Below are 19,359 nucleotides of genomic sequence, written 5' to 3'. Positions count from 1 at the left end.
CCGATCGGCGGTGCCGCGGGGGTGCAGGGACGGCGTAGAACTGGGGGCGCCACCCGCTCCGCGTGACCCGCTCCGCGTGAGTACGCGTACCTAGTCACGGAAATGAGTACGTACGCGGATGGCTCCCACCTGGGCGAACGCCAGACTGGGGACACGGACGGGGACCCGGTCCGGACCGCCGACACGGGGCGGCCGGTGCGGACCGGGTACCTACACCGCGACACGGCGGGGCTCGGGGGGAACGAGCCCCGCCTTTTCGCGTCCGCGGGTGCCGGGCCGCTGCGCGGGCTTCCTCCCCGCCCCGCCCTTCTCCCGTTCACCGGGGCTCCGCCCCGGATCCCGGTCAAAACGCCGGCGGGGCCGGATCTTGCGGCTCAGCCGCGGTTGCGGGCCCGCATACGGGACAGCAGCGTCGCCACGGGGGCCAGCCGGGCCGCGACGGCTGCCGTCACGGCCGACCAGCGGGCTGCCGCCGACCAGCGCAGGCGGGCCGCCGAGCGGGGGAGGAGCACCGCGCGGACGCGGGCCACGCGGGTCAGCGGGGCCAGGAGCGCGCCGCGGGCCAGCAGGACGTCGGCCGCCAGGGCGGCGTACGTCGCCTCGGTGCCCGGCGGGGCGTACAGCGAGCGCTCCACCGCCTCCGCGACCCGGTGCACCGCCTGCGCCGCCTCCGGCGTCAGCCGGCCCAGCTCCACCACCCGCGCCGCAGCCCGGCGCGGGGACAGCGCCTCGTCCGGGGCGATGCCCACGTCCCAGGCCGCGTCCGCCAACTCCTGCCAGGCCGCCAGGACCTGTCCCGTCGCCAGCCGCCGCTTGCGCAGCCGCGTCCGCCACAGGAGGGGGAGCAGGGGGAGGGCCAGCAGGGCCAGGACCGACAGCGTCCAGGTCAGTACCGCCCGCACCGACGGGCCGCCGCTGCCGGAACCCGCCTTCGGCTGCGGCGCCGACGCCCCGCACTCACCCAGCTTCTTCTCCTCGGGCGGGCAGTCCTCGGCCTTCGACGGCGCCGCCGACGGCTGCGTCGCACTCTGCGAGGGCAGCGCCGTCGGCGCGGACGGCTGGGCCGCCGGGACCTCGGCCCGGGAGTAGTCCGGGATCGTGATGCCCTGGCGCGGCGTCGGCTCGAACCGGGTCCAGCCCACGCCCTCGAAGTACAGCTCCGGCCACGCGTGCGCATCCCGCATCGACACGTTCACGCTGCCGTCCGACTGCTTCTCGCCGGGCGTGAACCCCACCGCCACCCGCGCCGGGATCCCGAGCGAGCGCGACATCGCCGCCATCGAGAACGCGAAGTGGATGCAGAACCCCTCCTTGTCGGCGAGGAACCGGGCGATGGCCTGCGGCCCCGTACCCGAGGCCACCTTCGTGTCGTAGCGGAAGCCGCCGTTCACGGCGAAGTAGTCCTGGAGCTTCACCGCCCGCGTGTAGTCGTCCTTCGCGCCCTTCGTCACCTGGCGGGCGGTATCGCCGACCACCGCCGGCAGATTGTCCGGAATCTTCGTGTACTCGGCCTTGATGGCCGGATCCGGCGCCGGCGCCGCCTGCAACTGCTCCGACGTCGGCCGCAGCAGCAGGCTCCGCACCGTGTACATCGCGCCCTGGACGTTCTGGAACCTGTCCCGGCCCAGCTGGTCGCCGACCAGCGTCCGGCCGGCCGGCTCGAACCGCCACTTGCCCGGGATGTCCACGGACGTCGCCGGGTACGGCATCGGCAGGTAGCGCTGCGCGTACGTGTCCGCCGCCGAGACGCTCGTCCGTATCTCGGTCCCGGTCGCCCGGGCCTGCTCGCTCAGCCCCGGCGGGGCCGGCAGCCGCTCCGGCACGTCGGTCAGGGCCCGCCCCGAGGCCTCCCACTTGACGCCGTTGAACTCGTCCAGCGCCAGGATCCGCAGGTACTGCTCGCCGAGCTGCGGGCTGTCCGTGCGGTACTTCAGCACCACCCGGTTGTCCTGGGTGTTCAGACTGCCCTGCAGGGAGACCAGCGGGTTGACCGCCGAGATCGTCCCGCCCACCCCGACTCCGCCGTCGCCGCTCTCGCCGCCCCGCGCGCCCAGCAGCCCGCCGCCGAGCGCGGGCAGCGCCGCCGGCACCGCCAGCGCGATGCCCAGCGCCACCGCGCCGATCCGCCGCCCGGTGCGTACGGGGGCCAGCGCCTGGCCGGAGCCCGCGCCGACGCCCCCGTACCCGGAGCCCGCCGAGACCCGCGCACTCGGGGCCGCGCCGAAGACCCGGCCCCACTGGGCGAGCCGGTCGCGGCCCTCGGCCAGCAGCAGCAACAGGTAGCCGCAGCCGGCCAGCAGGAAGGAGACCCAGGAGGCCCCGGAGCCGCCGGAGAGCCCCGCGGCGACCGAGTACAGCGCGAGCAGCGGCAGCCCGGCCGCGGCGGCGGTCCGCAGGGTCACCGCCAGCAGGTCCACCACCAGCCCGATCAGCAGCACCCCGGCCAGCAGCAGCAGCCGGATGCCGTCCGTCAGCGGCGCCGGGATCGCGAACTCGCCGACGTCCTGGACGCCCCGCTGGAACAGGGCGCCGAAGTCCGTCACCAGATAGGCCATCGGCCCGGTCCCGGTGGACTCGCCCTTGCCCGCGAACAGGAACATCAGCACCAGCAGCGACACCAGCACCTGCGAGGCCACGGTGAGCGTGCGCCCCAGCGGCACCCGCCGGACCCCTGCCCCCACCGCGCTCTGCACGGCCAGCAGGACCCCGGCCTCGAGCACCCAACCCGACGAATCCACCAGCGCGGCCAGCGACCACGAGGTCAGCAGCGTCGCCAGCATCGCGAAGAGCGTCACGCGCGCCCGCCCGCTCATCCCCAACCTCCGGACGTACCCGTGCCGACCGGAGCGTTCCCGGCCCGGCGCCACAGCTCCCCGAACGCCACCCCGGGCGGCACGGCCAGCGCCGTCCAGCCCGCGTCCCGCAGCCTGCCCACCCGTGCCTCCACCCGCGAAGGGCGCCCGGCCCAGAGCGCGGAGTCGAGTACGAAGGCCACCGCGGCCCCGCAGCGCCCGCGCATCTTCGCCGCCACTTCCGTCTGTACGTCGTCCAGGTCTCCGAAGAAGGCGATGAGGAGCCCGTCACCGCCGGCTCCGGAGAAGCCCCCGCCGCCGTGGCCGCCGCCGCTGCGCACCGCGTCGTACGCGCGCGTGAGGCCGGCGCCGTCGGAGTGCCCGACGACCGCGAGGGTGTCCATCATCAGCCCGGCGGCCTCCGCGGACTCCTGCCCGCCGGAGGAGGCCCCGTACTTTTCGGAGCCGCCGCTGCCGCCGCTGCCGGGCACCGAGGTGCCCGAGTCGGTCAGCAGCCGCGCCGAGAAACCCTGTTCGAGCAGGTGCACCAGGGTCGAAGCCGCCCCGGACACCGCCCACTCGAAGGCGGAGTCCGGTCCGGCGCCCTCGAAGGCGGCCCCGCGGGTGTCCAGCAGGACCGTGGCCTTGCTGCGCTGCGGCTGCTCCTCGCGGCGCACCATCAGCTCGCCGTAGCGGGCGGTCGAGCGCCAGTGCACCCGGCGCAGGTCGTCGCCGCGCCGGTAGGTCCGCGGGATCACGTCGTCGTCGCCGGCCAGGGCCAGCGAGCGGCGGCCGCCGTCGCCGTAGCCGGAGGTCTCGCCGGTCAGCCGGACCGGGACCAGCGCCTCGATGCGCGGGATGACGGTGAGCGTGTCGTACGCGCTGAACGAGCGGGTCAGCTCGACCAGGCCGAAGGGGTCGGTCAGCCGCAGCTGGAGCGGGCCCAGCGGGTAGCGGCCGCGCAGGTCGGAGCGGACCCGGTAGGACACCTCGCGGCGCCCGCCCGGCTCGACGCGGTCCAGGACGAAGCGGGGCCGGGGGCCGAGGACGTACGGCACCCGGTCCTGGAGCATCAGCAGTCCGGTGGGCAGCCGGGAGACGTTCTCCATGCGCAGCTGGACCCGGGCCTCGGAGCCCGCGGGCACCCGCATCGGGGTCAGCCGGCGGCTGCCGGAGACCCGGTGGCGGGTGCGGTGCAGCGCGAAGACGCAGATCAGCGGCAGGACGGCGAGCAGCAGCCCGACCCGGAGCAGTTCGCCCTGGCCGAGCACGTACGCGCACAGCGCGGCGGCGACCCCGGCGGCCAGGAAGGACCGGCCGCGGGTGGTCAGCCCCGCCAGCGAGGCGCGCAGCCCGCCGGCGCCCGCGCCCCGGCTCACGCCGCCGGCGCCGCTCGGGGCACCGGCGCTCATCAGAAGCCCCGGATGCCCGCGCCGGGCGGCATCTCGCCGCGGGCGTGCGCGGCGGGGACGGGGGTGCGCTGGAGGATGTCGTGGACGACCTGCTCGGCGGTGCGCCGGTTCAGCTGGGCCTGCGCGGTCGGCAGCAGCCGGTGCGCGAGGACGGGCGCGGCCAGCGCCTGCACGTCGTCGGGCAGTACGTAGTCCCGGCCGGACAGCGCGGCGGAGGCTTTCACGGCGCGCAGCAGGTGGAGGGTGGCGCGCGGCGAGGCGCCCAGGCGCAGGTCCGGGTGGCTGCGGGTCGCGGAGACCAGGTCGACGACGTAGCGCCGGACGGGATCGGCGACGTACACCTCGCGGACGGCCTCTATCAGCTTGACGATGTCGTGGGCGTGCGCGACGGCCTGGAGGTCGTCGAGCGGGGAGATCCCGCCGTGTACGTCCAGCATCTGGAGCTCGGCGTCGGGGCTCGGGTAGCCGACGGAGACGCGGGCCATGAAGCGGTCGCGCTGGGCCTCGGGGAGGGGGTAGGTGCCCTCCATCTCCACCGGGTTCTGGGTGGCGACCACCATGAACGGGCTCGGCAGCGTGTACGTCGTGCCGTCGATGGTGACCTGGCGCTCCTCCATCGACTCCAGCAGCGCCGACTGGGTCTTCGGCGAGGCGCGGTTGATCTCGTCGCCGATGACGATCTGCGCGAAGATCGCGCCCGGCTTGAACTCGAACTCGCGGCGCTGCTGGTCGTAGATGCTGACACCGGTGATGTCGGAGGGCAGCAGGTCCGGTGTGAACTGGATGCGCTGCACCGAGCAGTCGATGGACTTCGCCAGCGTCTTGGCGAGCATGGTCTTGCCGACTCCGGGGACGTCCTCGATCAGCAGGTGTCCCTCGGCGAGCAGCACGGTCAGCGCGATGCGTACGACCTCGGGCTTGCCCTCGATCACGCTCTCGACGGACTGGCGCACCCGCTCCGCCGTGCTCGTCAGATCCGCGAGGCTCGCTCGGTCGTCATACGTCGTCACCTGGTTCTCCTCGGCCCTTTCCGCAGGGCCGACGCTCTCGGCGCACTCCGGCCCACCCCGACACGGACGCCGGCCCGGACGGTTTTCCGGGCGGCGTCTTCCCGCATTCTTGACGGCGCCCAGGCCTTGTGTCACTCACGAGGCGGGATCGATCTCCCGCAGGAGTCCGGTGTGCACGTCGAAGACGAAGCCTCGCACATCGTCGCGGTGGGGCAGGAAGGGGTTCGTCCGGACCCGCTGCATGGACTGCCGGACGTCCTGGTCCACGTCCCGGAAGGCCTCGACGGCCCAGGCGGGGCGCTGGCCGACCTCGTCCTCCAGCTCGTGCCGGAAGTCCTCGGTCAGGCTTTCGAGGCCGCAGCCGGTGTGGTGGATCAGTATCACCGTGCGGGTGCCCAGGGCGCGCTGGCTGATCGTGAGCGACCGGATGGTGTCGTCGGTGACGACTCCGCCCGCGTTGCGGATGGTGTGGCAGTCGCCGAGCTCCAGACCGAGGGCCTTGTGCAGGTCGAGGCGGGCGTCCATGCAGGCCACGACGGCCACGTGCAGGACGGGGCGGGCGTCCATGCCGGGGTCGGCGAACTCCGCGGCGTACTCCCGGTTCGCCGCGACCAGCCGGTCCGTGACGGAGCCGCCGCTGGATGCCTGGGGGGTGGACTCTGCGGGCAGGGATGCGGAAGTCGTCATGCATACGACGGTAGTGGTCACCGCTGGTAAAGGCATGGAGCGAGGGTGGACAAAGAACGTCAACCGTCCTTGTTGTGAGCTAACCCACAGGGGTGAGGCGGCGGCGGCCGTTCGGGTGATTCGCGGCTTTTGCGGGTTCCGTACGAGTGGGGCGCACGGCGCGCGGGGCGGTTCGTTGACCGCGGCGACCGTTGCACTAAAGTGGCGCGAACCGGCCGGAGCCCGGCCCTGACCGGCCGCCCGGCCCCCTGGTAACACTCCGCGTGCGCGGCGCGGCGTATGCCTGCCGCGCCGTTATCTGAGAGGGCGCTTTGACTAGCGAGTCCCGACATGTCCCGGTGATGCTCCAGCGGTGCCTGGACCTGTTGGCCCCGGCGCTGGAGAGGCCCGGGGCCGTCGTCGTCGACTGCACCCTCGGCCTCGGCGGCCACAGCGAGGCCCTGCTGACCCGGTTCCCCGAGGCGCACCTGATCGGCCTCGACCGCGACAAGGAGGCCCTGCGGCTCTCCGGCGAGCGGCTCGCACCCTTCGGCGACCGCGCCACCCTCGTCCACGCCGTGTACGACGAGCTGCCCGACGTACTGGACCGGCTGGGGATCCCCGCCGTCCAGGGCGTCCTCTTCGACCTGGGCGTCTCGTCCATGCAGCTCGACGAGGCCGACCGCGGGTTCGCGTACGCGCAGGACGCGCCGCTGGACATGCGGATGGACCAGACGACCGGGATGAGCGCCGCCGAGGTCCTCAACACCTACCCGCCGGGCGAGCTCGTACGGATCCTGCGCCAGTACGGCGAGGAGAAGCAGGCCAAGCGGATCGTCTCGGCGGTCGTCCGCGAGCGGGAGAAGGAGCCGTTCACGAACAGCGCGCGGCTGGTCGAGCTGATCCGCGACGCGCTGCCGCAGGCGGCGAAGCGGACCGGCGGCAACCCGGCCAAGCGGACCTTCCAGGCGCTGCGCATCGAGGTCAACGGCGAGCTGTCGGTCCTGGAGCGGGCGATCCCGGCGGCCGTGGAGCGGATCGCGGTGGGCGGCCGGATCGCGGTGCTCTCGTACCACTCGCTGGAGGACCGGCTGGTCAAGCAGGTCTTCGCGGCGGGCGCGGCATCGACGGCGCCGCCGGGGCTGCCGGTGGTGCCGGAGAAGTACCAGCCCAAGCTGAAGCTGCTCACCCGGGGCGCGGAGCTGCCCACGGAGGAGGAGATCGCCGAGAACCGGCGGGCCGCGCCGGCCCGCTTCCGCGGGGTCGAGCGCATCCGGGAGGCGCGGCTGTGAGCAGAGCCGGGGGACTGGGGCGGCTGCGCGGCGGCCCCTCGGGGCAGGCGGCGCGGATGCCGTTCGTCCTGCTGGTGGTGGCGCTGCTGGCCGGTGGGCTGATCAGCCTGCTGCTGCTCAACTCGGCGCTCAACCAGGGCTCCTTCCAGCTGAGCCGGCTGAAGAAGGAGACCACCGCGCTCACGGACGAGGAGCAGGCGCTGCAGCGGGACGTGGACGGGTACTCGGCGCCGGACGCTTTGCAGCGGCGGGCGCACGAGCTCGGCCTGGTCCCGGGCGGGAGCCCGGTCTTCATCGGCCCGGACGGCAAGGTGACGGGCACGGCGGCCCCCGCGGAAGCGCCGCCGCCGCCTCCGACCCCGGCCGCCGCCACGGCCGCCGCCACGGGCTCCGCCGCCCCGGCCGCGGCCCCCGGCCCGCCCCAGCCCGCCGCCCCCGGCTCGGCCCCCGGCTCCGCTCCGGGCGGCGCTCAGGGCTCCGCCCCGGGTTCCGCCCCAGCCGGCGCTCCGGCAGGCACCCCCGGCTCCGCCCAGGCCGGCACGCAGGGTCCCGCCGCGGGCGGCGGGCCTGCCGGTACCCCGGGCGGTGCCCCCCAGTCCAACCCGACCTCCGGAAGGTGACGTCGTGACGCGGACCCTCCCCCAGCTCCCGCCGGGGGTACCCCTGGCGGGACCTTCCCCCCGCACCGGTTCGCCCGCCGGGCCGCCGCTGCGCGGGGCCTGTCCCTCCCCGCCCTTCTCCCTTTCACCGGGCTCCGCCCGGACCCGCGCCTCGAACGCCGGCGGGGCCGAGGTTGCCGCGGGGATCCGGGCTCGGCGGGTTCGTGGGGCGGTGGGGGCGTGAGCGCGCCCGGCGGGCGGCGGGTGCCCGGGCCAGGGCCGGGGCGGGCGCGAGCCACCTCGCGGCCCGCCACGCGGCGGCCCGGCCCCGCGAGGCAGCCGCACACCATCCGGCTCGGCAGCCCCAAGCCCCGGCTGCGGCTGGTCAGCGTCGGGCTGACGCTCGTCATGCTGGCCTTCGTCGTACGGCTGCTCCAGGTACAGGCCGTCGACGCCTCCGCGTACTCCGCCAAGGCCTCCGAGAACCGCTTCGCCAGCTACACCCTCGCCGCCGAGCGCGGCGAGATCACCGACCGCAAGGGCGTCGCGCTCGCGACCAGCGTCGACGCGTACGACATCACCGCCGACCCGAAGATGTTCACCCCGCAGGACAGCAAGGCCCCGGACGCCCCCGAGCAGGCCGCCGCCCTCCTCGCGCCGATCCTCGGCAAGGACGCCAAGGAGCTCACCGCCCGCCTCAAGACCAAGAACACCCGCTACGTCATCCTGGCCCGCCGCCAGACCCCCCAGGTCTGGAACCAGATCAAGGACCTCAAGCGGGTCTTCGCCGACAAGGCGGCCGCCGACAAGAAGAACAACGGCCCCGGCGCCAACGTCCTCTCCGGCGTGTTCAACGAGGACAGCAGCAAGCGCGTGTACCCCAACGGGGACCTGGCCGCCGGGATACTGGGCTACGTCAACGCCGAGGGCAAGGGCGCCGGCGGCCTGGAGTCCTCCCTCGACAAGAAGCTGGCCGGCAAGGACGGCGCGATCACGTACGCCCAGTCCGGCGGCCGCCGCGTGCCCACCGCCGGCTCCAGCGAGAAGCCCGCCGTACCCGGCGAGGACGTCGAGCTGACCATCGACCGCGACATCCAGTGGGCGGCGCAGAGCGCCATCAGCGAGCAGGTCGCCAAGTCCGAGGCCGACCGCGGCTACGTCATCGTCCAGGACACCCGCACCGGCGAGGTGCTGGCCATGGCCAACGCCCCCGGCTTCGACCCCAACGACCTGTCGAAGGCCAGCTCCGCCGCCATGGGCAACGCGGCCCTCCAGGACGTGTACGAGCCCGGCTCCACCGCCAAGGTGATGTCGATGGCCGCCGTACTGGAGGAGAAGAAGGCCACCGCCGAGACCCACGTCGAGGTCCCCAACCGGCTGCACCGCGGCGACCGGCTGTTCAAGGACGACATCGACCACCCGACCTGGTACCTGACCCTCAACGGAGTCCTCGCCAAGTCCTCCAACATCGGCACCATCCTGGCCACCGGCCAGCTCGGCGCCACCCAGCCCGAGGCCAACCGGGTCCTCTTCTCCTACCTGGACAAGTTCGGCATCGGGCAGCCGACCGGCCTGAACTACCCGGGCGAGTCCCGCGGCATCCTCGCCCGGCCCGAGGCCTGGTCCACCTCCCAGCAGTACACGATCCCTTTCGGACAGGGCCTGTCCCTCAACGCCATGCAGGCGGCCTCCGTGTACTCGACGATCGCCAACGGCGGGGTACGGATCGCACCCACCCTGGTCCGCGGCACCAAGGGCCCCGACGGCCGCTTCACCCCGGCCCCGGCGCCCGAGCAGACCCGCGTGATCAGCCAGGACACCGCCAAGACCCTGTCCCAGATGCTGGAGTCGGTCGTCGACGACCAGGAAGGCACCGGCACCAAGGCCCGCATCCCCGGCTACCGGGTCGGCGGCAAGACCGGCACGTCCAACCGGGTGGATCCGGCCACCGGCCGCTACAAGGGCTACACCGCCTCCTTCGCCGGATTCGCGCCCGCCGACAACCCGCGGATCACTGTGTACTGCGCCATCCAGAACCCCACCAAGGGCAGCTACTTCGGCGGCCAGATCTGCGGCCCGATCTACAAGAAGGTCATGGAGTTCGCCCTCAAGACCCTCCAGGTCGCCCCGACCGGAACCGCCCCCGCCGGGCTCCCGGTCACCTTCGACTCCGGCCCCGCACCCGCTCCCCAGCCCCCCGCAGCGCCCTCCGCACAGCCCAGCCGGCAGCCCGGCCAGTGACCCGGCGGGCCGGCCGGCCCGCCAGAAATCCGTGAGGCACCATCAGTGACAACGATCACCCCGAAACCCGGGAACCCGTCGGCCGCCGGCAACGCGGCCGGGCCCTCACTTCGCGAGCGGCCCGCCGCGCCCGGTACGCTCACCGCCGTGTCCCACGCTGATCAGCCCAGAAACGCCCAGAAAGACGCCCCGGCAACGCCGCCGGGAGCGCCCCGGCCCCTGGCCGCCCGCCCGACACCCCTGGGCGAGCTGGCCACCCTGCTGGGCATCGAAGCCCCCGCCGCGGCCGCCGCGGCGCAGCCCCCGCAGATCACCGGGATCACGCACGACTCCCGTGCCGTGCGCCCCGGCGACCTGTACGCGGCCCTGCCCGGCGCCAAGCTGCACGGCGCCGACTTCGCCGCCCAGGCGGCCGCCCTCGGCGCCGCGGCCGTGCTGACCGACCCCGCGGGCGCCGAGCGCGCGGCCGCGACCGGCCTGCCGGTCCTGGCCGTCGCCGATCCGCGCGGCCGGATGGGCGAGCTCGCCGCCACGATCTACGGCCGTCCCGGCGAGGGCCTGCTCCAGATCGGCATCACCGGCACCTCCGGCAAGACCACCACGGCGTACCTCGTCGAGGGCGGTCTGCGCGGTGCCGGACGCTCCACCGGGCTGGTCGGCACCGTCGAGATGCGCATCGGCGACGAGCGCATCAAGTCGGAGCGCACCACCCCCGAGGCCACCGACCTCCAGGCCCTGTTCGCGGTCATGCGCGAACGCGGGGTCGAGGCCGTCGCCATGGAGGTCTCCAGCCACGCCCTGGTGCTCGGCCGGGTCGACGGATGCGTCTTCGACGTCGCCGTCTTCAACAACCTGAGCCCGGAGCACATGGAGTTCCACTCGGACATGGAGGACTACTTCCAGGCCAAGGCGCAGCTCTTCACCGAGCGCCGCGCCCGCCTCGGGGTGGTCAACATCGACGACGAGTACGGCCGCCGCCTCGCCAAGGAGGCCGCCATCCCGCTGGTCACCTTCTCCGCCGAGGGCGATGCGGCCGCCGACTGGCGCGCCGAGGACGTCGTGTTCGGGCACATGGACTCCACGCTGACCGTGGTCGGCCCCCAGGGGCAGCGCGTACGGGCCACGGCCCCGCTGCCCGGCCCGTTCAACGTCGCCAACACCGTCGCCGCGATCGTCACGCTCGCCGCCGCGGGCCTCGACCCGCAGACCGCCGCCGACGGCGTCGCCGCGGTCCCCGGGGTCCCCGGCCGGCTGGAGCGGGTGGACGCGGGCCAGCCGTACCTCGCCGTCGTCGACTACGCGCACAAGACGGACGCCGTCGAATCGGTGCTCCGCGCGCTGCGCGAAGTCACCACCGGCAAGCTGCACATCGTGCTCGGGTGCGGTGGCGACCGCGACACCACCAAGCGCGCCCCGATGGGCGCCGCCGCCGCCCGGTTCGCCGACACCGCCGTGCTGACCTCCGACAATCCGCGCTCCGAGGACCCCCTCGCGATCCTCGCCGCGATGTTCGAGGGCGCCGTCTCCGTACCCGCCGAAGAGCGCGGCACCGTCCTCGTCGACGCCGACCGGGCCGCGGCCATCGCCGCCGCCGTCGCGCGCGCCGAGGCCGGGGACACCGTGCTGGTGGCGGGCAAGGGCCACGAGCAGGGCCAGGACACGGCAGGCGTCGTACGGCCCTTCGACGACCGCGCGGTGCTCCGGGCCGCGATCGAACTCCGGCAGGGCCGGCAGCACCGGCAAGGCAACGACGTCCGACAGGCCGAGGTGAACCAGTGATCGACCTCTCCCTCGCCGAGATCGCCGACATCACCGGCGGGCGGCCCCACGACATACCGGATCCGTCCGTGCGGATCACCGGGCCCGTGGTCATCGACTCCCGCCAGGTGGAGGCCGGCAGCCTGTTCGCCGCGTTCGCCGGCGAGCACGTCGACGGCCACGACTACGCCGAGCGCGCGGTCGCCTCCGGAGCCGCGGCCGTCCTCGCCGCCCGGCCCGTCGGCGTACCCGCGATCGTCGTCGCCGATGTCGAGAAGGCCCTCGGCGCCCTCGCCCGAGCCGTCGTCGAACGCCTCGGCACCGACGTGGTGGCCCTGACCGGCTCCGCCGGCAAGACCTCCACCAAGGACCTCATCGCCCAGGTGCTCCAGGCCCACGCGCCCACCGTGTGGACCCCGGGCTCCCTCAACAACGAGATCGGCCTGCCGCTCACCGCGCTGCGCGCCACGGCGGAAACCCGGCACCTGGTGCTGGAGATGGGCGCCCGCGGCATCGGGCACATCGACTACCTCACCGGCCTGACCCCGCCGCGCATCGGACTCGTCCTCAACGTCGGGACCGCCCACATCGGCGAGTTCGGCGGCCGCGAGCAGATCGCCCAGGCCAAGGGCGAGCTCGTCGAGGCCCTGCCGGCCGAAGCCGACGGCGGAGTCGCGGTCCTCAACGCCGACGATCCGCTGGTGCGCGCGATGTCCGCCCGGACGAAGGCCCGTACGGTGCTGTTCGGCGAGGCCGACGACGCCGATGTACGGGCCTCGGAAGTCCGTATGACACCCGCAGGACAGCCCTCCTTCACACTCCACACACCCACCGGGTGCGGCGAAGTGACCTTGCGCCTGTACGGTGAGCACCACGTGTCGAACGCGCTCGCCGCGGCCGCCGTCGCCCATGTACTGGGCATGTCCGTCGAGGAGATCGCCACCGCGCTCTCCGGGGCGGGCACCTTGTCCCGGTGGCGGATGGAGGTCACCGAGCGGGCGGACGGCGTGACGATCGTCAACGACGCCTACAACGCGAATCCCGAGTCCATGCGGGCCGCTCTGCGCGCGCTTGCCGCGATGGGCGGCGCGGCCAGGGCCGACGGGGGACGTACGTGGGCGGTGCTCGGTCCCATGGCCGAGCTCGGGGACGCATCGTTGGCCGAGCACGACGCGGTGGGACGGCTTGCCGTCCGGCTCAACGTGAGCAAGCTCGTCGCAGTCGGGGGCAGGGAAGCGTCCTGGCTGCAACTGGGCGCATATAACGAGGGTTCGTGGGGTGAGGAGTCGGTGGTCGTGTCCGACGCGCAGGCGGCGATCGACCTGTTGCGCAGTGAACTGCGCCCGGGTGACGTCGTGCTGGTGAAGGCTTCCAGGTCGGTCGGCCTGGAGCGGGTCGCTCTGGCTCTGCTGGCCGGCGAGTGCGAGGTCGCCGACCGATGAGGCAGATCCTCTTCGCCGGTGTCATCGGCATGTTCCTGACCGTGGTCGGCACCCCGCTGCTGATCAAGCTGCTGGCCCGGAAGGGTTACGGGCAGTTCATCCGCGACGACGGCCCGCGCGGCCACGCCGGGAAGAAGGGCACGCCCACCATGGGCGGCATCTCCTTCATCCTGGCGACGATCATCGCGTACGCCCTGACGAAGGTGATCACGGGCAGCCCGGCCACCTTCTCCGGCGTGCTGGTGCTCTTCCTGATGTCCGGCATGGGCCTCGTGGGCTACCTCGACGACTACATCAAGATCGTCAAGCGCCGCTCGCTCGGTCTGCGGGCCAAGGCCAAGATGGCCGGCCAGCTGATCGTCGGCATCGCCTTCGCCGTGCTCGCGCTGCAGTTCAAGGACGCCCGCGGCAACGCCCCGGCCTCCACCAAGCTGTCGTTCGTCACGGACTTCGGCTGGTCGATCGGCCCGGTGCTGTTCGTGGTCTGGGCGCTGTTCATGATCCTGGCGATGTCCAACGGCGTGAACCTGACGGACGGTCTGGACGGCCTGGCCACCGGCGCCGCGGTGATGGTCTTCGGCGCGTACACGTTCATCGGCGTCTGGCAGTTCCAGGAGTCGTGCGCCAACGCGCAGACCCTGACGAACCCCAACGCCTGCTTCGAGGTACGAGATCCGCTGGACCTCGCGATCGTCGCCTCCGCACTGATGGGCGCCTGCTTCGGCTTCCTGTGGTGGAACACCTCGCCCGCCAAGATCTTCATGGGTGACACCGGCTCGCTGGCCCTCGGCGGCGCCCTCGCCGGTCTCGCGATCTGCTCCCGCACGGAGTTCCTGATCGCCCTCCTCGGCGGCCTCTTCGTCCTCATCACCATGTCGGTCGTCATCCAGGTCGGCTCCTTCAAGCTCACCGGGAAGCGCGTCTTCCGGATGGCCCCGCTCCAGCACCACTTCGAACTGAAGGGGTGGTCCGAGGTCCTGGTGGTGGTCCGGTTCTGGATCATCCAGGGCATGTGCGTGATCGTGGGTCTCGGACTCTTCTACGCGGGATGGGCAGCAGACAAGTGAGCACCACCGACCTGGCCGGCCTGCTCGGCCCCGATGCCCTGGGCCGGTTCGGTCTGCCGGGCCGGATCACCGTGGCCGGCCTCGGCATCAGCGGCATCAGCGCCGCCCGGGCGCTGGCCGGACTCGGCGCGAAGGTGACCGTCGTCGACAACGGCGACGGCGACGCGCACCGCGCGAAGGCCGCCGAACTCGCCGAACTGGGCATCGAGGTCCGCCTGGGACACCTGCCCGACGGGGTCCGGGCCGGGGAAGCCCTGCCCGAGGGCACCGAACTGGTCGTCACCTCGCCCGGCTGGCAGCCTGAGAGCCCGCTCTTCCGGGCCGCCGCCGAGGCGGGCGTCGACGTCGTCGGCGACGTCGAGATCGCCTGGCGGCTGCGCGGGGCCGGCGTGGAACTGCGCGCCGCCCGCCGGGCCGCCGCGGCGGACGCCGGCGGGGACACCGGCGCCGGAGCCGACGCCGAGCGGGCCCCGGCCGGGCCCGCCGAGTGGCTGGCGATCACCGGCACCAACGGCAAGACCACGACCACCCAGATGCTCGCCTCGATCCTGAAGGCCGCGGGCCTGAAGACCGCGGCCGTCGGCAACATCGGCACCCCGATCATCGACGTGGTCCTCGGCGAGGAGGCGTACGACGTCCTCGCCGTCGAGCTCTCCAGCTACCAGCTCCACTGGGCGCCCTCGCTGCGCGCCCACTCGGCGGCCGTGCTCAACCTGGCCCCCGACCACCTCGACTGGCACGGCTCCATGGAGGCGTACGCCGCCGACAAGGGCCGGATCTACGAGGGCAACACGGTCGCCTGCGTCTACAACGTCGCCGACCCGGCCACCGAGGCCCTGGTCGTCGAAGCCGACGTCGAGGAGGGCTGCCGGGCGATCGGCTTCACCCTCGGCGCCCCCGGCCCCTCCATGCTCGGCGTCGTCGACGGCATCCTCGTGGACCGCGCCTTCGTCGAGAACCGGCAGAAGAACGCCCAGGAGCTCGCCGAGGTCAAGGACGTCAACCCGCCGGCCCCGCACAACATCGCCAACGCGCTCGCCGCGGCCGCCCTGGCCCGCGCCTTCGGCGTCGCGCCGCGCGCGGTCCGCGACGGCCTGCGCGACTTCCGCCCCGACGCGCACCGCGTCGCGTACGTGGACGAGGTCGCGGGGGTCACGTACATCGACGACTCCAAGGCGACCAACACGCACGCCGCAGAGGCCTCCCTGGCCGCCTTCGAGCCCGTCGTGTGGATCGCCGGCGGCCTCGCCAAGGGCGCGACCTTCGACGAGCTCGTCCAGAAGTCGCGGAAGCGGCTGCGCGCCGCGGTGCTGATCGGTGCCGACCGGGCGCTGATCGCCGAGGCGCTGGCGCGACACGCCCCCGAGGTCCCGGTCGTCGACCTCGACCGGACCGACACTGGGGCGATGCTCGCAGCGGTCCGGGAAGCGGCCCGGCTCGCAGAGCCCGGCGACACGGTTCTGCTGGCCCCGGCCTGTGCCTCGATGGACATGTTCGCGAACTACAACAAGCGCGGGGACGCATTCGCGGACGCGGTGCGCGAGCTGGCCGCCGAGGGCGCGTAGGTCCGGCCGGCCCGCTCCCTGGTCGGCGAGTCCTCCCCGACCGGCTGCTCGCCTCGTACGAGTGGAGGGGAAGGTCACACATGCCGGCCAAGCAAGTGCTGCCGGGGCGGCGGCCGTCCGCCGTGAAGGCCGCCAAGTCCCTGAACGGGGCCAAGTCCGCCCGGACGGTCAAGGCACAGGGCCGCAGGCGTCCGGCGGGGAGCGTGCGGCCGCCCGGCGGGCGCGGGCCGCTGGAGCGGCTGCGGCGTACGCAGCGGCAGTTGCGCAAGGCCTGGGACCGGCCCCTCACCGCGTATTACCTGATCTTCGGCAGCTCGCTGCTCATCACCGTCCTCGGCCTGGTGATGGTCTACTCGGCCTCGATGATCAAAGCCCTCCAGCTGGGGCTGGGCGACGCGTACTTCTTCAAGAAGCAGTTCCTGGCCGCCCTGATCGGCACCGGGCTGCTGCTCGTCGCCTCCCGGATGCCGGTCAAACTGCACCGCGCGCTGTCGTACCCGGTGCTCGCGGGAACCCTGTTCCTGATGGTCCTGGTCCAGGTCCCCGGGATAGGGGTGGCGATCAACGGCAACCAGAATTGGATCTCCCTTGGTGGTCCGTTCATGCTCCAGCCCAGTGAGTTCGGCAAGCTGGCACTGATCCTCTGGGGCGCCGACCTGCTGGCCCGCAAGGGCGAGAAGGAGCTGCTGAGCCAGTGGAAGCACCTGCTGGTGCCGCTGGTCCCGGTGGCGTTCCTGCTGCTCGGGCTGATCATGCTGGGCGGGGACATGGGCACCGCGATGATCCTCGGGGCCATCCTGTTCGGCCTGCTGTGGCTGGCTGGAGCCCCGACGCGGATGTTCGTGGCGGTGCTCGCCTTCGCGGGTGTGATCGTCGCACTGCTGATCAAGACCAGCCCGCACCGGATGGACCGGCTCGCCTGCATCGGCGCGACGGAACCCGGCCGCAACGATCTGTGCTGGCAGGCCGTGCACGGGATCTACGCCCTCGCATCCGGCGGATGGTTCGGTTCCGGTTTGGGTGCCAGTGTGGAAAAATGGGGGCAACTGCCCGAAGCCCACACCGACTTCATCTTTGCCATCACCGGGGAGGAACTGGGTCTGGCGGGGACGCTGTCGGTACTCGCCCTGTTCGCGGCTCTAGGCTATGCGGGTATCCGCGTGGCCGGACGCACGGAGGACTCCTTCGTACGGTATGCCGCGGGAGGCGTGACCACCTGGATCACGGCCCAGGCCGTGATCAACATCGGTGCGGTGCTCGGTCTGCTGCCGATCGCCGGGGTCCCGCTCCCGCTGTTCTCGTACGGAGGGTCCGCGCTGCTGCCGACGATGTTCGCGGTCGGACTGCTCATCGCCTTCGCGCGGGAGGAGCCGGCGGCGCGCGCGGCGCTCGCGATGCGCCAGCCGAAGACCGGCTGGAAGCGGACCGGGCAGAGATGGAAGTCGATGAGACGGAGCGTCAAGAGGCGTCCGTCCGGAGAGCGGTGAATTTCGGTGCATGTCGTACTCGCCGGTGGGGGGACCGCCGGCCACATCGAGCCGGCGCTCGCCCTCGCGGACGCCCTGCGCAGGCAGGACCCTTCCGTGGGCATCACCGCCCTCGGCACGGAGCGCGGGCTCGAAACCCGCCTCGTGCCCGAGCGTGGCTATGAGCTGGGGCTGATCCCCGCCGTCCCCCTGCCCCGCAAGCCCACCCCCGAGCTCATCACCGTCCCAGGACGGCTGCGCGGGACGATCAAGGCCGCCGAGGAGATCCTGGAGCGCACCAAGGCCGACTGCGTCGTCGGCTTCGGCGGCTACGTGGCCCTGCCCGGCTACCTCGCGGCCAAGCGGCTCGGGGTGCCGATCATCGTCCACGAGGCCAATGCCCGTCCGGGACTGGCCAACAAGATCGGCTCCCGCTACGCGCACGCCGTCGCGGTCTCCACCCCCGACAGCAAGCTGCGCGGCGCCCGCTACGTGGGCATCCCGCTGCGCCGCAGCATCTCCACCCTGGACCGGGCCGCGGTCCGCCCGGAGGCGCGCGCCGCCTTCGGCCTGGACCCCAACCTGCCGACCCTGCTGGTCTCCGGCGGCTCGCAGGGCGCCCGCCGCCTCAACGAGACCATCCAGGCGGTCGCTCCGACCCTCCAGCGCTCCGGGATCCAGATCCTGCACGCGGTCGGCCCGAAGAACGAACTGCCGCGTGTCGACAACATGCCCGGGATGCCGCCGTATGTGCCGGTACCGTACGTGGACCGGATGGATCTCGCGTACGCCGCCGCCGACATGATGCTGTGCCGCGCGGGCGCGATGACCGTCGCCGAACTCTCCGCCGTCGGGCTGCCCGCCGCGTACGTCCCGCTGCCGATCGGCAACGGCGAACAGCGGCTCAACGCCCAGCCGGTGGTCAAGGCCGGCGGCGGCCTGCTCGTCGACGACGCGGAGCTGACGCCCGAGTGGGTGCTCAGCCAGGTCCTCCCGGTGCTCGCCGACCCGCACCGCCTGTACGAGATGTCCCGCGCCGCCGCCGAGTTCGGCCGCCGCGACGCCGACGACCTGCTCGTGGCGATGGTGTACGAGGCGATCGCCGCACACAGGAACCGCTAGCGCAGGAGGCACAGGAGTGGCCGGAGCGACGACCGCACAGCGCGGCAACCCCGGGTCCGCCCGGAAGGGCAAGGGCTCCGGCTCTCCCAAGCCGCCCAAGCCGCCCAGGTCGTCGAAGGGATCCGGCCCCCGGAGCCCCGGTGTTCAGCGCCTCGTCCGGCGCCTGCGGCACCGGGGCCCCGTGCTGCTCTCCCTCCTCGCCGCCGTCCTCCTCGCCGGGGGCGGCAGCTGGGTGCTCTACGGCTCCTCCTGGCTCCGCGTCGAGAAGGTGACCACGAGCGGAACGCAGGTGCTGACCCCCGAGCAGGTGCTGGCCGCGGCGGCCGTACCGGTCGGGGCGCCGCTGGTGTCCGTGGACACCGACGAGATCGCGGGCCGGGTCCGCAGCCGGCTGGCCCGCGTCGATTCGGTCGAGGTGGTGCGGGCCTGGCCGCACGGAATCGGGCTGAAAGTGACGGAGCGCAAACCCGTCCTGCTCATCAAAAAGGACGCCAAGTTCGTGGAAGTGGACGCTTCGGGTGTGCGATTCGACACGGCCGCGAAAGCTCCCGCGGGCGTTCCGGTCCTCGAATTGTCCGCGGCGCAGTCGCCGAGCGGCCGCCGCTTCGACGAGGAGCGGCTGCTGCACGAGGCCGTGGGCGTCGCCGGCGACCTCCCCGAAGCGGTCGCCAAGGAGACCGTGCAGGTCAGGGTGGGCTCGTACGACTCGGTCGTACTGGAGTTGACCCGCGGCCGGACCGTGGTGTGGGGCAGCGGCGAGCAGGGCGAGGCGAAGGGACGCGCGCTGACGGCTCTGCTGAAAGCCGCGCCCAAGGCTGACCACTTTGACGTGAGCGTCCCCACCGCCCCTGCCGTGTCCGGGAGTTGACGTCGGGTCGAACAGCGACGCACCCTGGTTGGCCACCGATACGGGTGATCACATAGGGT

The 19,359-nt window shown here is 73.1% G+C and carries 14 protein-coding genes; 10 read left to right on the top strand and 4 right to left on the bottom strand.

All coding sequences use genetic code 11. The annotated features are described in order from the left end of the window. Positions 1-374 precede the first annotated feature (374 nt). The 4 genes from IF02_RS0111720 to IF02_RS0111705 form a co-directional block, all read right to left on the bottom strand. Positions 375-2,813 (bottom strand): transglutaminase TgpA family protein, encoded by a 2,439-nt coding sequence (locus IF02_RS0111720; RefSeq protein ID WP_037836089.1) that lies wholly within the window; start codon positions 2,811-2,813, stop codon positions 375-377. Beyond that, entirely contained in the window at positions 2,810-4,204 is a 1,395-nt protein-coding gene (locus IF02_RS0111715) for a DUF58 domain-containing protein (protein ID WP_030156016.1), read from the bottom strand. The genes IF02_RS0111720 and IF02_RS0111715 overlap by 4 nt, the downstream gene beginning before the upstream one ends. After that, complete coding sequence (locus tag IF02_RS0111710; RefSeq protein WP_037836088.1) at positions 4,204-5,214, bottom strand: AAA family ATPase; 1,011 nt, start codon at positions 5,212-5,214, stop codon at positions 4,204-4,206. The genes IF02_RS0111715 and IF02_RS0111710 overlap by 1 nt, the downstream gene beginning before the upstream one ends. 135 nt (positions 5,215-5,349) lie before the next feature. Continuing rightward, positions 5,350-5,901 (bottom strand): beta-class carbonic anhydrase, encoded by a 552-nt coding sequence (locus tag IF02_RS0111705; RefSeq protein WP_030156014.1) that lies wholly within the window; start codon positions 5,899-5,901, stop codon positions 5,350-5,352. Between the two features lie 341 nt (positions 5,902-6,242). Here IF02_RS0111705 and rsmH point away from each other — a divergent pair, with 341 nt between their 5' ends. The 10 genes from rsmH to IF02_RS0111655 all read left to right on the top strand — a co-directional run bounded on the left by rsmH (position 6,243) and on the right by IF02_RS0111655 (position 19,300). After that, entirely contained in the window at positions 6,243-7,172 is a 930-nt protein-coding gene (gene rsmH / locus IF02_RS0111700; RefSeq protein WP_030156013.1) for a 16S rRNA (cytosine(1402)-N(4))-methyltransferase RsmH, read from the top strand. Then, positions 7,169-7,792: a hypothetical protein gene (locus tag IF02_RS35155; RefSeq protein ID WP_037836085.1), complete on the top strand. Its 624-nt coding sequence runs from the start codon at positions 7,169-7,171 to the stop codon at positions 7,790-7,792. Before rsmH ends, IF02_RS35155 begins: the two co-directional genes overlap by 4 nt. 219 nt (positions 7,793-8,011) lie before the next feature. Beyond that, on the top strand, positions 8,012-10,012 hold the full coding sequence (locus IF02_RS0111690; RefSeq protein WP_158708486.1) for a peptidoglycan D,D-transpeptidase FtsI family protein: 2,001 nt from the start codon (positions 8,012-8,014) through the stop codon (positions 10,010-10,012). A 45-nt stretch (positions 10,013-10,057) separates the two neighbouring features. Beyond that, positions 10,058-11,791: a UDP-N-acetylmuramoyl-L-alanyl-D-glutamate--2,6-diaminopimelate ligase gene (locus IF02_RS0111685; RefSeq protein ID WP_030156009.1), complete on the top strand. Its 1,734-nt coding sequence runs from the start codon at positions 10,058-10,060 to the stop codon at positions 11,789-11,791. Further along, on the top strand, positions 11,788-13,212 hold the full coding sequence (locus tag IF02_RS0111680) for a UDP-N-acetylmuramoyl-tripeptide--D-alanyl-D-alanine ligase (RefSeq protein ID WP_030156007.1): 1,425 nt from the start codon (positions 11,788-11,790) through the stop codon (positions 13,210-13,212). Before IF02_RS0111685 ends, IF02_RS0111680 begins: the two co-directional genes overlap by 4 nt. Further along, positions 13,209-14,279 carry a phospho-N-acetylmuramoyl-pentapeptide-transferase gene (mraY, locus tag IF02_RS0111675; RefSeq protein WP_030156005.1) on the top strand — a complete coding sequence of 357 codons (1,071 nt, stop codon included), beginning with the start codon at positions 13,209-13,211 and terminating at the stop codon, positions 14,277-14,279. Before IF02_RS0111680 ends, mraY begins: the two co-directional genes overlap by 4 nt. After that, positions 14,261-15,844, top strand: coding sequence for a UDP-N-acetylmuramoyl-L-alanine--D-glutamate ligase (gene murD / locus IF02_RS0111670; protein WP_420708130.1), 1,584 nt, complete (start codon positions 14,261-14,263; stop codon positions 15,842-15,844). The genes mraY and murD overlap by 19 nt, the downstream gene beginning before the upstream one ends. Before the next feature lie 80 nt (positions 15,845-15,924). Next, positions 15,925-17,331, top strand: coding sequence for a putative lipid II flippase FtsW (ftsW, locus tag IF02_RS0111665; RefSeq protein ID WP_030156001.1), 1,407 nt, complete (start codon positions 15,925-15,927; stop codon positions 17,329-17,331). A 6-nt stretch (positions 17,332-17,337) separates the two neighbouring features. Next, positions 17,338-18,432, top strand: a complete 1,095-nt coding sequence (gene murG / locus IF02_RS0111660; RefSeq protein WP_030156000.1) for an undecaprenyldiphospho-muramoylpentapeptide beta-N-acetylglucosaminyltransferase — start codon at positions 17,338-17,340, stop codon at positions 18,430-18,432. A gap of 16 nt (positions 18,433-18,448) precedes the next feature. Beyond that, the gene (locus IF02_RS0111655) at positions 18,449-19,300 is read left to right on the top strand and encodes an FtsQ-type POTRA domain-containing protein (protein ID WP_030155998.1); all 852 of its coding nucleotides are present in this window, start codon (positions 18,449-18,451) and stop codon (positions 19,298-19,300) included. Positions 19,301-19,359: the final 59 nt, after the last annotated feature.

Source organism: Streptomyces sp. NRRL S-244 (genome assembly GCF_000717915.1).
Lineage (GTDB): Bacteria > Actinomycetota > Actinomycetes > Streptomycetales > Streptomycetaceae > Streptomyces.
This window is presented reverse-complemented; position numbering and strand designations above follow the sequence as displayed.

What these genes read in the sequence shown, in the direction of transcription:
- IF02_RS0111720 (WP_037836089.1), bottom strand. Translation starts at nt 2,813, where the DNA reads ATGAGCGGGCGGGCGCGCGTGACGCTCTTCGCGATGCTGGCGACGCTG.
- IF02_RS0111715 (WP_030156016.1), bottom strand. Translation starts at nt 4,204, where the DNA reads ATGAGCGCCGGTGCCCCGAGCGGCGCCGGCGGCGTGAGCCGGGGCGCG.
- IF02_RS0111705 (WP_030156014.1), bottom strand. Translation starts at nt 5,901, where the DNA reads ATGACGACTTCCGCATCCCTGCCCGCAGAGTCCACCCCCCAGGCATCC.
- rsmH (WP_030156013.1), top strand. Translation starts at nt 6,243, where the DNA reads ATGCTCCAGCGGTGCCTGGACCTGTTGGCCCCGGCGCTGGAGAGGCCC.
- mraY (WP_030156005.1), top strand. Translation starts at nt 13,209, where the DNA reads ATGAGGCAGATCCTCTTCGCCGGTGTCATCGGCATGTTCCTGACCGTG.
- murD (WP_420708130.1), top strand. Translation starts at nt 14,261, where the DNA reads ATGGGCAGCAGACAAGTGAGCACCACCGACCTGGCCGGCCTGCTCGGC.
- ftsW (WP_030156001.1), top strand. Translation starts at nt 15,925, where the DNA reads ATGCCGGCCAAGCAAGTGCTGCCGGGGCGGCGGCCGTCCGCCGTGAAG.